This window comes from Streptomyces sp. WMMC500, assembly GCF_027497195.1.
Taxonomy (GTDB): Bacteria; Actinomycetota; Actinomycetes; order Streptomycetales; family Streptomycetaceae; genus Streptomyces.
Genome location: NZ_CP114905.1, coordinates 3,343,755 through 3,357,768, shown reverse-complemented (window position 1 = coordinate 3,357,768; position 14,014 = coordinate 3,343,755). Strand labels below are relative to the sequence as shown.

The 14,014-nt window shown below is 71.9% G+C and carries 10 protein-coding genes; 9 read left to right on the top strand and 1 reads right to left on the bottom strand.

All coding sequences use genetic code 11. The features are described 5' to 3' along the window. Positions 1 to 22: 22 nt before the first annotated feature. The 9 genes from pstA to O7599_RS13930 all read left to right on the top strand — a co-directional run bounded on the left by pstA (position 23) and on the right by O7599_RS13930 (position 12,636). Positions 23 to 1,408, top strand: a complete 1,386-nt coding sequence (pstA, locus tag O7599_RS13970; RefSeq protein WP_281622485.1) for a phosphate ABC transporter permease PstA — start codon at positions 23 to 25, stop codon at positions 1,406 to 1,408. A gap of 2 nt (positions 1,409 to 1,410) precedes the next feature. Continuing rightward, positions 1,411 to 3,180, top strand: coding sequence for a substrate-binding domain-containing protein (locus O7599_RS13965; protein WP_281622484.1), 1,770 nt, complete (start codon positions 1,411 to 1,413; stop codon positions 3,178 to 3,180). Next, entirely contained in the window at positions 3,164 to 5,683 is a 2,520-nt protein-coding gene (locus O7599_RS13960; RefSeq protein WP_281622483.1) for a hypothetical protein, read from the top strand. Before O7599_RS13965 ends, O7599_RS13960 begins: the two co-directional genes overlap by 17 nt. A 309-nt stretch (positions 5,684 to 5,992) precedes the next feature. Further along, positions 5,993 to 7,006 carry a substrate-binding domain-containing protein gene (locus O7599_RS13955; protein ID WP_281622482.1) on the top strand — a complete coding sequence of 338 codons (1,014 nt, stop codon included), beginning with the start codon at positions 5,993 to 5,995 and terminating at the stop codon, positions 7,004 to 7,006. Between the two features lie 125 nt (positions 7,007 to 7,131). Beyond that, complete coding sequence (locus O7599_RS13950) at positions 7,132 to 8,205, top strand: hypothetical protein (RefSeq protein ID WP_281622481.1); 1,074 nt, start codon at positions 7,132 to 7,134, stop codon at positions 8,203 to 8,205. A gap of 116 nt (positions 8,206 to 8,321) precedes the next feature. Next, positions 8,322 to 9,731, top strand: coding sequence for a hypothetical protein (locus tag O7599_RS13945; protein WP_281622480.1), 1,410 nt, complete (start codon positions 8,322 to 8,324; stop codon positions 9,729 to 9,731). 126 nt (positions 9,732 to 9,857) lie between these two features. After that, positions 9,858 to 10,823: a sortase gene (locus O7599_RS13940; RefSeq protein WP_281622479.1), complete on the top strand. Its 966-nt coding sequence runs from the start codon at positions 9,858 to 9,860 to the stop codon at positions 10,821 to 10,823. A 131-nt stretch (positions 10,824 to 10,954) separates the two neighbouring features. Beyond that, positions 10,955 to 11,779 carry a phosphate ABC transporter ATP-binding protein gene (locus O7599_RS13935; RefSeq protein ID WP_281622478.1) on the top strand — a complete coding sequence of 275 codons (825 nt, stop codon included), beginning with the start codon at positions 10,955 to 10,957 and terminating at the stop codon, positions 11,777 to 11,779. A gap of 47 nt (positions 11,780 to 11,826) precedes the next feature. Further along, positions 11,827 to 12,636 carry a hypothetical protein gene (locus O7599_RS13930; protein WP_281622477.1) on the top strand — a complete coding sequence of 270 codons (810 nt, stop codon included), beginning with the start codon at positions 11,827 to 11,829 and terminating at the stop codon, positions 12,634 to 12,636. A gap of 22 nt (positions 12,637 to 12,658) precedes the next feature. Here O7599_RS13930 and O7599_RS13925 read toward each other — a convergent pair whose 3' ends face one another. Then, entirely contained in the window at positions 12,659 to 13,858 is a 1,200-nt protein-coding gene (locus O7599_RS13925) for a C40 family peptidase (RefSeq protein ID WP_281622476.1), read from the bottom strand. Between the last annotated feature and the right edge of the window lie 156 nt (positions 13,859 to 14,014).

The following is a 14,014-nucleotide window of genomic DNA, read 5'->3' as shown; positions in this document are numbered from 1 at the left end:
CGAGCAGAAAGGGCTGCCGCGCATGAAAACGCTTCCGTCCGGGGCACCGCCGCCCGCCACCACCACCGTCCCCGCCGCGGGGGCGGAGGCCGGCGTGCGCAGGCGGGGTCCGGAGGAGCGCCGCAACACCGCCACGTTGCGGGCCACGGACGCCTACGCCGTCGCGGGGGCAGGGGCCGCGTCGCTGAGCGTCACCGGGCTGCTCTTCACCCGGCTCACCCCGTTCACGGGTGCGCTCGCCTTCGTCGTGATCGCCTTCCTGCTCTTCATCGGGCTGTACGCGCTGCTGGTCTCGTTCGACGAGGACGGGCCCGCGGTCGTCGACCGGGTGGTGACGGTGCTCGTGCACAGCCTCGCGGTGCTGATGCTGACGGCCCTGGTCTTCGTTGTCGTCTACACGCTGTGGGAGGGCCGCGAGGCGCTGCGGCACCTGAACTTCTTCACCGAGGACATGGTGAACGCGGGCCCGCTGGACCCGATCACCGTCGGCGGCATCCGGCACGCCGCCACGGGGACCCTGATCCAGATCAGCATCGCGCTGGTGATCACGGTGCCCACCGGGATCGTGTGCGCGGTGTTCCTCAACGAGGTGCCCGGCCGGTTCTCGCGGTTCGTGCGCACGATCGTCGAGGCGATGACGGCGCTGCCCTCGATCGTCGCCGGGCTGTTCATCTACGCCATGGTGATCGTCACCCTCGGTGTCCCGGAGTCCGGCTTCGCCGCGGCTCTCGCACTGTCCGTGATGATGCTGCCCATCATCATCAGGGCGGCGGACGTGGTGATCCGGCTGGTGCCCGGCACGCTGCGGGAGGCCGCGTACGCCACCGGCTCGCCGCGCTGGCGCACCGTATGGCACGTCGTGCTGCCCACCGCGCGGTCCGGCCTGACGACCGCCGTGATCCTGGGCACAGCCCGCGGCGTGGGCGAGACCTCCCCGGTGCTGCTGACCGCCGGCTACACGACGGCGACCAACACCGACCCGCTCACCGGCGCCATGACGTCGCTGCCGCTGGCCGCCTTCAACCTGGTCAAGTCCCCGGAACCCGCCTACATCGCCCGCGGCTTCGGCGCCGCGGCGACGCTGATGGCCCTGGTCCTGCTGCTGTTCGTGGTCGCCCGGCTGGTCGGCGGGCGCGCCCCCGGGGAACTGACCCGGCGCCAGCAGCACCGCCGCGTACTGGGCTCGCGCCGGGACCTGCGCCGCATGACGGAGCGCGCGGAGACCCGCGCCGCGAGGCACGCCGCGGCACGCCTCACGGTGGGCGGCGCGTCCGTCCCGGGCACCGGTCCCCCCACCGTGCTCTCCGGCGATCCCGCCGATTCCACGGATCCGGTCGATCCCACCGGTCCGCGGACCGACAAGCCCGGCGACGCCCCCGCCGAGTCCCGTAGCGAGAAGGAGGAGTAGCCGTGTCGCACGCGAACGCCGCCCCGGGCGGCCGCCCCCCGGGCAACGCCCCGGTGGGCCTGCCCCGCTGGGCGCGCCTGCCCGTGCTGGCCACCGGGCTGGCGCTGCTGCTGGCAGCCCTGCTGAGCGTCGACATGCCACGGGCCTACGGCGCGAGCTACGTCAAGATCAGCGGCGCCGGGTCGACCTGGAGCCAGAACGCCATCGACGAGTGGGTCTCCAACGTCCGCCAGTTCGGCATGCCCGTCGACTACAAGGGCGTGGGCTCCAGCCAGGGCCGCACACAGTTCAAGAACGGCACCGTGGACTACGGCGTCTCCGAGATCCCGTACGGCCTGAAGGACTCGGCGACCGGCGTCACCGAAGCCCCGCCCTCCCGCGACTACGCCTACATGCCGATCGTGGCCGGCGGCACGGCGTTCATGTACAACCTGGAGGTCAGCGGCCGGAAGGTGACCAACCTCCGGCTGTCCGGCTCGACGGTCACCGGCATCTTCACCGGGAAGATCAAGTACTGGAACGACGCGGCCGTGCGCCGGGACAATCCCGGTCTCAGCCTGCCCCGCGTCAAGGTGGTCCCCGTGGTCCGCTCGGACGGCTCCGGCACCACCGCGCAGTTCACCGAGTGGATGTCGCAGATGCACGGCGGCGCGTGGAACGACTACTGCCGCGCGGCCGGCCGGTCCACGCCCTGCGGGATGACCTCGAACTACCCGACGCTCGCCGGCTCGGGGTTCATCTCCCAGGCGACGTCGCTGGGCGTCTCCGGCTACGTCCGGCAGGACCACGCCGTCGGCGCGATCACGTACGTCGAGTACTCCTACGCCCGCAACACCGGCTTCCCGGTGGCGAAGGTGCTGAACAAGTCCGACTACTACGTCGAGCCGACCGCGTCCTCGGTCGCCGTGGCGCTGACCCGCGCGGACATCAACGACAACAAGGGTTCGGTGCGCTACCTCACCCAGGAGCTGGACCGCGTCTACCGGCACACCGACCGGCGCGCCTACCCGCTCTCCAGCTACAGCTACATGATCCTGCCCACCTCGCTGGAGAGCGGGATGACCAACAAGAAGGGCCGGACACTGGGCGCGTTCGGCCACTACTTCCTCTGCGAGGGCCAGCAGAACGCGGACGACCTGGGCTACTCGCCGCTGCCGGCGAACCTGGTCAAGGCGGGCTTCACCCAGGTCAACCGGGTGCCGGGGGCGCAGAAAAAGGACCCCGGGAACCTCCGGGACTGCAAGAACCCCACCATCGGCCCGAACGGCAACAGCCTCCTCAACAACGCCCCCTACCCGCCGGCGTGCGACAAGAAGGACGGCCCCACCCAGTGCGCGACGGGCACCGGCGGCGCGAAGGACCCGACCCCCGTCAGGGGTGGCGGGTCCGGCGACGGCACCGGTTCGGGCGGTGGCACCGGCGGCCCCGGCAACGGCGACGGAGACGGCACCGGCCCGGACGCCGACGGTGACGGTGACGGCGACGGCGACGGCTCCGGTGCGGACTCCGGCGGCGGCGCCGACGGCGCCGGCGGACCCGGCGACGGCGCCGTCATCGACCCCGAGACCGGTGAGGTGCTCGGCGACGGCACGGACGGCGCCGGCTCCGACGTCATCGGCACGAGCGTCGGTATCGGTGCGGAGCAGACCTGGGGGATGCGGACGGCGCTGATGCTGCTGTCCGCGGCGATGCTCGTCGGCGTGGTCGTCGCGCCGCCGGTCGTCTCCCGCTACCTCGACAACAGAAGGAGGCGCCGTGGGCGCGCTGCTTAGGATCCGAGTGCTCTCCGGCCTGACGGCGCTCGCGGCCACCGTCGGCCTGGTGCTGCTGCCCACGGGCGGCGGCGCGAACGCCGCGGACGCCACGGAGTCGGCGGTGACGGTCGAGGCGCCTGAGGGCGGCAGGTTCGAGGGCCTGGAGGTGACGGTCCACCAGACGAAACAGCTCCGGACCCAGGGTGTCCGGCTCACCTGGGAAGGCGGCAAGCCCACCACCGGCATCACCGCCGGCACGCACAACTACCTGCAGATCATGCAGTGCTGGGGTGACGAGGACACCGGCCCCGCGGGCCCCGACCGCGAGCAGTGCGAGTTCGGTGCCAACCCGAGCCAGCCGACCGGCTTTCCCGCAGGACAACGGCAGGTCGGTTTCGAGAGCGGCAGCCGGTCTCACGACCCTGCCGAATCGGAGTACCCCGCCACCTCCGGCCGCCTGGGCTTCGTCCCGTTCCGGCCGGCGGACGGGAGTCCCGCGACCACCAGCCACGACGATCCCACCTACTACAACCAGAACACCACCACCGCCCAGCCGTTCAACCTGACCGGCCAGAACGGCACCGGTGAGGCGGTGTACGAGGTGAAGAGCGCGATTGACGCCACGTGGCTGGACTGCGGCGGCACCGTCGCGGCCGGGCAGCAGCGGCCGTGCTGGCTGGTCATCGTCCCGCGCGGCGACGTCCAGGTCAACGGCGAGCCCGGGGCCAACAACGACCTGGAGAGCTCGCCGCTGTCGACGACCAACTGGAACGAGCGGATGGCGGTGAAGCTGGACTTCCTGCCGACGGAGGACACCTGTCCCACCGGCCGGGACGAGCGCGACACGCGCGGCACGGAGATGGTCGAGGACGCAGCGCGCTCCTGGAACCGCTCACTGTGCGCCACCAGCGGCGTGACCTACAGCTACAACAAGGCCACGGACATCGTGGCTCGCGACACCGCACAGAACTATTCCTCTGGCGGCACCCTGGGCTTCGCCTCGGATCCGGCGGAGCAGGTGGCGGGAGACAAGCCCCTGGTACACGCGCCGGTGGCCCTGTCCGGGCTGACGGTGGGTTTCTTCATCGAGGACAAGAACGGCGCGCCGGTCAAGCAGTTGCGGCTGAACGCGCGGCTGATCGCGAAACTCCTCACCAGTTCCTATCAGGTGGACGTCCCCGATGGCGCAGAGTCCGACAACGGTGTGCCACGGCAACCGCACGTCGCCGACAATCCCCGCAGCCTGGTGGACGATCCCGAGTTCAAGAAGCTCAATCCGTCGCTCGCTGACAAGTTCACTCACTACCAGCACCACCCGCAGGGCTTGATGGTGTCGATCGACAATGCGGACGTATACCGGCTGGTGTGGCAGTGGCTGCAGAGCGACAAGGACGCCCGCGCGTTCCTGTCGGGAACGCCCGACCAGTGGGGGATGAAGGTCAACCGATACTACAAAGCGCTGAACCTCGACTCCGGTACTCCTCTTGACACTTTCCCCAAGGCTGACGAATCCAAGGGAATCCCGAAGGTCTGCCAGAGTGAGTGCGTCACTCTGGAGGCCCGGTTCGACATCAACAACCTTCGTCCCTACACCAACGGCCTGAGCAACACCGCGGAGCGCGTACGCCAGGTGCGGCCCGGCCAGATGACCACCTGGGATCCGCAGAAGAATCCCCAGGGCCTGAAAGAAGATCCCACACAGCAGCCCGGTCGGAGGTTCCAACTGGGCCTGACCGACACCGCGTCCGCCGAGCAGTACGGGCTGCAGACCGCGCAGCTCCCCGACGCCGACGGCACCTGGGTGTCGCCGACCGAGGCCGCCCTGCTGAAGGGCGCCGCGGCCATGAAGCCCGACAAGGCCGGGGTCTACGGCCTCGACCCGGCGGACGCCGACGACGGCGCGTACCCGCTCACCGCCCTCACCCACGCCATCGCCTCCACCGGCCTGGAGAAGAAGGCCCGCACGGAGTATGCCGAGTACATCCGCTACGCCGTCGGGCGCGGCCAGACGCCGGGGCTCAGCAACGGCCAGCTCCCCCACGGCTACGCCCCGCTCCCCGACAAGTTGCGTGACCAGGCACGCGACGCCGCCGACGCGCTTGAGGCGGGCGCCCCCGGCGACGGCGGCCCGGGCGGGAACAACGGCGAGGGCGGCTCGCCGAACGGCGGCCAGGGCGGCCCCGGCACCGGGTCGCCCGGCGGGACCGGCACGTCCGGCCTCGACGGCGGCGCCGGCGGCGCCGCGGCGGGCGGCGGCGGGGACGCCGACGGCGGCAGCGGCTCCGGCGGCGGGGAGAACGACCCCGCGAACACCGAGGACGACCTGGCGGACCAGGGCAACGTCGCCCAGACCGGCCCGTCCACGCCCGAGACGCTCCTCGGCGTCATCCGCTGGGTCCTGCTCGCCGTGCTCATCCTCGCCGCGGCCAGCGCGCTCGCCGGCCCCGCACTGATGCGCATCGCCGCGCTGCGCGCGGCACGGGCGTCGGATGCGGCGGGTTCCGCGAAATCCGCGAGCTGACCGGACGTGAGGAGCGAGAGGGGATTACCCGGGGACCGTCGACTGTACTTCTGTCGTGCTCCTCACCCGGCGGACAGGCATATCCGGAGAGTTAACAGAATATTTCCGAGGGAGAATTTCTCCGACTTCTGCCGGTGCTGCCTCTTCACCAGACAAGCGGCGAGCATTTGTTGTCGGGGACATGGTTGGGCGGCAGATTTATAGGGCGCCCGGTGAAAATGCCGGGGGCATGCAGGGGGAGATGCAGGAATGCCTTCTGCAGCGTTCTACGCACGTGACATGGCATTCCATCCAATCGTGGAGGAATAAGTGAACGTGAACATCAAGCGGGCGGCGGTTGCCCTCGGTGCCGCGGCTCTCGGCGTGGGCCTCATGGGCGCCCCCGCCCAGGCCGACCCGCCGGCGGGCGAGTACCGGCAGCTCGTCGCCGTCGGGTCCGACACCACGCAGGACGTGCTGAACGGCATCGGGTCCGTCGTGGAAGACCTCGACGGCACCCCTTCCGACCTGCTGATCGCGTCCTACGACGCGACCGGGCCGAGCCCGATCAAGACCCGTCCGGTCAACTGTGAGATCCCCCGGCCGAACGGTTCCTCGGCCGGCATCACGGCCCTGCGGAACGACATCGACGCGGGCACCAACTGCATCGACTTCGCCCGCTCCTCGCGGGAGCCCAACACCGCGGGCAGCCTGCTCACCTTCGTGCCCTTCGCGCTGGACGCCGTGGCCCCCGCGGTCCGCAGCAACAGCCCGATGGCCGGCCACGACTTCGACCTGGCCGAGCTGCAGGGCATCTACCAGTGCGAGATCGACACCGTCGAGGGCGTCGCGGTCACCCCGCTGCTGCCGCAGGCCGGCTCCGGCACGCGCTCCTTCTGGGCCGGTCAGATGGGCATCGACGCCAACGACCCGCCGGACTGCGTCTCCGACGTCAACGGTGCCGGTCAGCCCGTGCAGGAGCACGACGGCCGGGCCCTGACCCGCACCAGTGACATCGCGCCGTACTCGATCGCGCAGTACATCGCGCAGACCAACTCGGCCCAGACCGGTGTCGAGGACCGTCGTGGCGCTGCCGTGCTGCAGACGATCGACGGTGCGCAGCCGGTCGTCGGCGGTCAGATGAACGCCGGCTACCCGATCAACCGCGACGTCTTCAACGTCTTCCAGACGACGCGGCTCGGCCAGGCGGACATCAACCGCGTCTTCACCGGCTCGGACGCCGAGCTGTGCACCACCGGTAGCGCCGCCGCCCAGCAGCGCGCCCTGTTCGGTTTCGCCGCCAGCCCCAACTGCGGCCAGACCGACCTCACCGGCAATAGCTGATCGTGGCTGAACCGCACCACTGAACAACCAGCTCGGCCGGGCGCCTCGCGCGAGGCGCCCGGCCGGGCGACACATCGCTTCCGGTGGCCGCACAGGCCACGCACACCCGTGGGGGGTACAACAACATGAAGCGAAGAATCAGACTCGTTCTCGGGACCATGCTCACCCTGGTCCTCGGCCTCAGCGCGGCGGTGATCGGCTCGGCGGGGCCGGCCGGCGCGGCGCTGCCGGGCACCGTGACGCTCAACCCGTCCAGCGGCGCCCTCTCGACGGCGCCGATGTTCACCGCGGCCACGGTCGACGGCGCCTGCCCCGCTCCGTACGACGCGCAGGTGTCCGTCTACGTGGTGAAGCCCGACTCCACCTATGCGGGGTCCCTCGCCACCCGTATCAGCACCGGCGCGCCGTACTCGCAGGCGCCGTTCTCCGTCGCCCTGCCCGGCACCGCCAGGTCGCTGGGTGCGGTGCTGGGATCGTCGCCCGCAGACGGTTCGTACCACCTGGAGGTCCGGTGCCTCACCAGCACCGGCACGTCCGTCCCCGGCAACGGCTTCTTCCTGCCGATCCGGGTGACGGGAGACACCTGGCAGGTCGAGGACACGTCGCAGGCCGAGGAGACGGCGCTCAAGGTGTCGGCCGACCCGGCCCGGCAGGCGGTCGTCGGCACGCAGTACAAGGTGACCGCCAAGGTGACCCCCGCCGACGCCACCGGCGTGGTGGAGTTCATCGACGCGAGCACGTTCCAGAGCACCCGCGTCCCCGTGCGGAACGGCGTGGCCGTGCTCGACGCGACCGCCGGTTCCGCGCCGCGCAGCTTCCCGTACCTGGTCACGTTCTGGCCGGCTGACGCCGCCGCGTACCGGCTGAGCTCCGAGAGCTTCGGCTACTACAGCGTGCTCCAGTCCGGGATCGAGGTCTTCGCCGAGGACGGCAGCGTCGTCGAGGAAGGCTCGAAGCTGGCGCGCGGCCAGAAGGTGAAGGTCACCGCCCAGGGCTTCCGCCCGGGCGAGACCGTGAAGGTGGCCATCCCGGGCACGAGGGGGGAGTTCGCCAAAGCCACGGCGGACAGCCGGGGCGTCGTCACCGCGTACGACCTGACCGTGCCGAAGCGCATCTGGGGTGGCAAGCACACGCTCACCCTCACCGGCGCCGGCAGTTGCGTGAAGGTCACGTTCTCGTTCGCCGTGAGCCGGTGGTGAGGGTGCACGACCAGCACGACTGAGTGCTCAGCCGGGTGCCTTCCAGGTGCCCGGCTGGGCCGCGTCCTGCTTCCCGGCCGGCCGCGGAAGCCCGTCAAGATCCCATAGGAATCCATATGAAGCGAAGAATCCAACTCGTCCTCGGGGCGGCGCTCACGCTGGTGCTGGGCTTCGGCGCGGCGTTCGTCGGCCTGGCTGGTCCGGCCGGCGCGGCGCTGCCGGGCTCCGTGACGCTGACGCCGGCGACCGGAAGTCTCACCGCGGCGCCGATGTTCAGCCAGGTGAAGGTTGACGGGGTGTGCCCCGCCAACCACGCCGACGCGGACGCGAGCAACGACTACGACTTCCAGTCGGGCTTCTACGTGATCAAGCCCGACTCGACGTACGCGGGCTCACTCGCGACTCGTGTCACCAGCGGGGCTCCGTACTCGCAGGCGCCCTTCACCATCGACATGCCCGGCACGACGAAGTCGCTGGGTGCGGTGCTGGGGGCAGATCCGGCAGACGGCGTCTATCAGGTGGAAGTCCAGTGCCGTAACAGCACCAACAACTTCGTCGCGGGCAACAGCTTCACCGTGCCGATCAAGGTGACGGGGGACACCTGGGAGGTCGACACAGCGTCAGAGGCTGTCGAGACCACTCTCAAGCTGTCGGCCGACCCGGCCGGACAGGTGGTCGTCAACAAGGAGTTCACGCTCGTCGCAGAGGTGACTCCGGCCAACGCCGAGGGCACGGTCGAGTTCGCCGAGGCGGGCCAGACGGGCACACCCGTCGAGGTGCAGAACGGGAAGGCCGAACTGGAGCTGGGCGCCGGCACGGCCGCGCGCGTACGTACGTACACGGCCACGTTCCGGCCGGACAACGCCGCCGACTTCACCTCGAGCAACGCCACGCTGGCCTACTACAGCGTCCACGAGCCCGGCATCGACGTCGCGTCGGAGAACGGCGACGTCCTCGAGGAAGAGGCGAAGCTCGAAGGCGGCCAGAAGGTCAAGGTCACCGCCGAGGGCTTCCGTCCGAACGAGGCCGTGAAGGTGACGATCCCCGACTCCGGGGGAACGTTCGCCGATGTCGAGGGCAGTGAGCAGGGGACCGTCACCGAGCACACGGTGACCATTCCCGCGGAGATCGCGGACGGCGACTACAAGCTCACCCTCACCGGCGCCGACGGCGGCGTGAAGGTCGAGTTCCCGTTCACCGTGGGCGAGGGCGGCGGTCCCGGCGGCGGCGACTCCGACGGTGACGACGGCGGCGGCGACTCCGACGGCGACGGCGGGGGCGACTCCGACGGCGGCGACAACGGCGGCGGTGACGCCGGCGGTGCCGGTGGTGCCGCTGGCGGGGCCGGCGGCTCCGGTGCCGGGGGTTCCGGTGGCGGGTCCGACCTGCCGCTGGCGTCCACCGGCAGCGCCGTGCTGGACCTGGCCCTCGTGTCCGTCGTGCTGATGGCCGCCGGCGGCGGCGCGGTCTACTGGGCGCACCGCTCCGGACGGCTGCTCACCTTCGGCGCGACTCCGCGCACCTGACGCGGCACCCGAGGGCGGCGGGGTGGCCCCACACACCCCGCCGTCCTTCCCCGGCCGCGTGACGAGATGTCCGCGCGGTCCCCACAGACCCCACAGACCCGACAGCCGAACGAGGAGCGCGTCCCCGTGACCGTCGTCTCATCACCCCCCGAGGCGGATGCCCTCGGCGAGCGGCAGTCGTCGCCGCCGTCCGGCCCGTCCCGGCCGAAGCGGAGGTCCGACGAGCCGCAGAGCCCGCCCCCGCGTGACGCCCGGCTGGCGATCCCCGGCGCGGCGCTGCTGATCCTGTCGGCGCTGCTCTTCGGCTTCGCCGCCAACCTGACCCTCGTGGGCCACCTCCAGCACGCCCGCGGCCAGCAGACCGGCTACGCGGAGCTGCGCGATCAGTTGGCACAGGGCATCGCACCGGTCGGCCAGACCGACATCGACGGGAAGGTGCTCTCGCCCGGCGCGCCGGTGGCGATGCTGCGCGCACCGGACGCGGGGATCCGCGAGGTCGTCTTCGAGGGCACCACCTCCGGCGTGCTGACCGCGGGTCCGGGACACCGCCGGGACACGGCGCTGCCCGGGCAGGCCGGCACGAGCATCATCATGGGCCGGCAGTGGGGCTACGGAAGCCCGTTCGTGAACCTGAAAGACCTGGAGGCCGGCGACGAGATCGAGGTGATCACCGGCCAGGGCAGGCACACGTACCGGGTGACCGGGCAGCGCGAGGCCGGCGACCCGATCCCGGCACCGGCCACCGAGGGCGAGGGCCGGCTGACGCTGATCACGGCGACGGGTGGTCCGTACACGCCGCGCGGGCTGCTGCGCGTCGAGGCCGAGCTGACCTCCGACGTGCAGCCGCGCCCGGCCCAGGTCATCGACTCCGGGATGATCAGCGAGGCGGAGGAGCCGCTGGAGGGCGATCCCTCCGCCTGGGTGGAGATCCTGCTCTGGAGCCAGCTTCTGCTCGTCGTCGCCGGGGCGGTCACGTGGGCGTACCGAAGCTGGGGGCGCTGGCAGGCGTGGATCACCGGCGTGCCGGTGCTCGGCGCCGTCGGCATCGCGCTCGCGGGCTGCCTCACCCGGCTGCTGCCCAACCTGCTGTGACCCCGGAGGTCCCTGTGAGCACGGCGAATACGGAACGCACAGAAACCGCAGAGAGCGCGGAAAGCGCAGAGGGCGCAGAAAGCGCGACCGGCACGACCGAGAACACAGCGAGCCCTGCGAGAGGTGACGCCATGTCGCTGACGGACACCACCGTCGAGCTGCCCCCCGTCGGCACCGGGAACCCCGCGAAGCTGGAGACCCGCGACGTCTCCGCCTGGTTCGGCGACCACAAGGTGCTGGAACGCGTGTCGCTGACCATGCCTCCGCACCGGGTCACGGCCCTCATCGGCCCGTCCGGCTGCGGCAAGTCGACGTATCTGAGGATCCTGAACCGCATGCACGAGCTGGTCGCCTCCGCGTCGCTCGCCGGGCAGGTGATGCTGGACGGCGAGGACATCTACGACCGCGGCCGGCGCATCACGCACGCCCGCCGTCAGATCGGCATGGTCTTCCAGAAGCCCAACCCGTTCCCGGCGATGTCGATCTACGACAACGTGATCTCGGGGCTCAAGCTCAACGGCATCCGGTCCGGCCGCGACGACAAGGACGACCTGGTCGAGGAGTGCCTGACCAAGGCGGGCCTGTGGAAGGAGGTACGCGACCGGCTGCGCCAGCCCGGCGGCGCGCTCTCCGGCGGCCAGCAGCAGCGGCTGTGCATCGCGCGGTCGCTGGCGGTACGGCCCCGGGTGCTGCTGATGGACGAGCCGTGCTCGGCGCTCGACCCGACCTCCACGCGGCGCATCGAGCAGACCATCGGCGAGCTGATGCACGAGGTGACGATCGTCATCGTCACCCACAACATGCAGCAGGCGCAGCGCGTCTCGCAGCAGTGCGCGTTCTTCCTGGCCGAGCACGGCACACCGGGCGTGGTCGTCGAACACGGGCCGACCGGGGAGATGTTCGGCAATCCCCAGGACGAGCGTACGTCCGACTACGTCCACGGCCGCTTCGGCTGACCGCAGCGGGGCTGTCTCCTTCCACCCTTCGACCCGGAGGTGACCAGATGTCCGCACCCCTGCGCCGCCGCGCCGCCGCCGTCGCCGCCTCACTGGCCGCCGCGGCGGCCCTCGCCGCCTGCGGCTCGGCCGCCGGCCCGCAGCACCCGGAGCCGGCGGGCGCCCAGGCCGCCGGGAAGCCCGGAGGTGACGGCCCGGCCGGCGACGCCCTCGGCAGCCCGCGGGCCGCGGACCCGCCGGACGGGGCGGCCGACCGGGCGCCGAACGCGCACCGCGAGCAGGGCGGGGACGGCGGGGCCGCCGCCGGGAAGGACCGCGGCGGCGACGGCGCCGGACGGCCCGGCGGCGGGCCGAAGTCCGAGCCCCCGGAGGGCAGGCAACCCGAGCGCCCGCGGCCCCCGGCCGGCGCGGACGAGCCTTCCGGCCCGCCCCCGCGCAAGCTCGCGGACGCCGTGGATCCCGGCTCGCCCAAGGTGACCACCCTGACCATCGGCGACTGGTCCCGCCCGCTGGTCAGCGGCGACCAGCGGCACGTCGACGCCTGCAACGCGGCGGTGCTGTTCGACGGGCCAGAGCCGGGCCGGGAGAACGGCATGGCCTTCGACACCTCCGTCATCGTCGGGCACGACTTCTGCGGCTTCGACGTGCTGGCGCCGCTGCCGAAGGGGACGCGCGTGACGATCTCCGGGCCGATGGGCAGGCTGGAGTACCGGGTGTACGAGAACTACATCACCCCGGGCCAGGGCGGCCCGAACCACGGCCTGTACTGGGGCGACGTCACGCTGCAGACGTGCGTGGGCCCGGACACGGGCTTCAGCTACCTGGAACGCACCTGGCCGCCGGTCGACCGCGCCTGACGCGATCCGCCCCGCGCCGCGGTCAGCCGGGGCGTATCGCGCTGTGGATCGGCATGCTGTAGATCGACTCGTAGCGCACCACGGTGCCGGGGCGCGGTGCGTGGATCATGCGCCCGCCGCCGACGTAGAGGCCGACGTGGCTGATGTCGTCGAAGAAGAAGACCAGGTCGCCGGGGCGCAGTTCGGACACGGACACGGACGTGCCGAAGGTGACCTGGTCCCACGTCACGCGGGGGATCTCCACCCCCGCCGCCCGCCACGCGGCCTGCGTCAGACCCGAGCAGTCCCACGTGTCCGGTCCGATCGCGCCCCACACGTACGGCTCGCCCAACTGCGCCTCGGCGAAGTCGAGGGCGGCCTGCGCGCCCGCCGAGACGGGCCCGTCGTCGGCGGGCGCGGTGGCCTCGCCGGTGATGGTCTGCTCCGCCAGCTCCTGCCGCTCCTCTTCCTGCTGCTCCCGCAGCCGGCGCTGCTCGGCGGCCTCGCGCGCGGCGTGCTCACGGGCGAGCCGCTCCGCCTCGGCGCGCTCCGCGCGCTCCAGCTTGTCGAACTCGGCCCGCTCGCGGTCGCTCAACTCCGCCTTCAGGTCCCGTGCCTCGTCGAGCTTCGCCTGCAGCGCCTTCTCCTGCCGGCGCAGCGACGCCTCGCGGTCCTTGAGCTCGCCCACCGCGGCGTCGGCGGCCTTGCTGCGCTTACGGGCCTCCCGCTCCCGCGCGGCGAACTCGTCCAGCGCGTGCTCCTGCCGCTCGGCGAGCCGGCCGAGCAGGTGACGGTGGTCGGCGTACCCCTGCGGGTCCTCGGCCAGCAGCAGAACGGCCGCCTCCGACAGGCCGGTCGCCCCGGTGCGGTACTGGGTGGTGACGTAACCGGTCAGCGTCCGCCGCGCGTCGTTGACCCGCGCGGTCGCCCGCGCGGCCTCGGCGAGGAGCCGGTCGGCCCGCCGCTGCTGCTCGTCGGCCGCCGCCTCGGCCTCGTTGAGCCGCCCTCCGGCGACGGCGGCCTGCCGGTTCAACTCGTTGACCCGGTCCCGCACTTCGGCGGCCCGCCGCGCGGCATCGCGGGCCCGCTCCCGCTGCTCCTCGACGGCGGCCGGGCCGCCGTCGGCCGGCTCGTCCGCGACGGCGACCTGCGTCAGCAGGATCGCGGCGGCGAGGGCGGAGGCGGCAACGGCCCCGGAGCGCAGGCGGACACCGGCGGGACGCGGGTTCTGCGGCGTGCTCAAGGCCGGTGTCTCCTTCCGCGGGCGGACCAGTCGAGCGTGCGCGGAGGAGCTGAACACCCCGGGTCGCACACGTATCCAAGAAGGAAAGGCCACTCGGAGCCGCTACGCAACCCCGGCCCCGCGCCGCGGGGTTCGCGGGCGGGGCCGGGGTGGGGC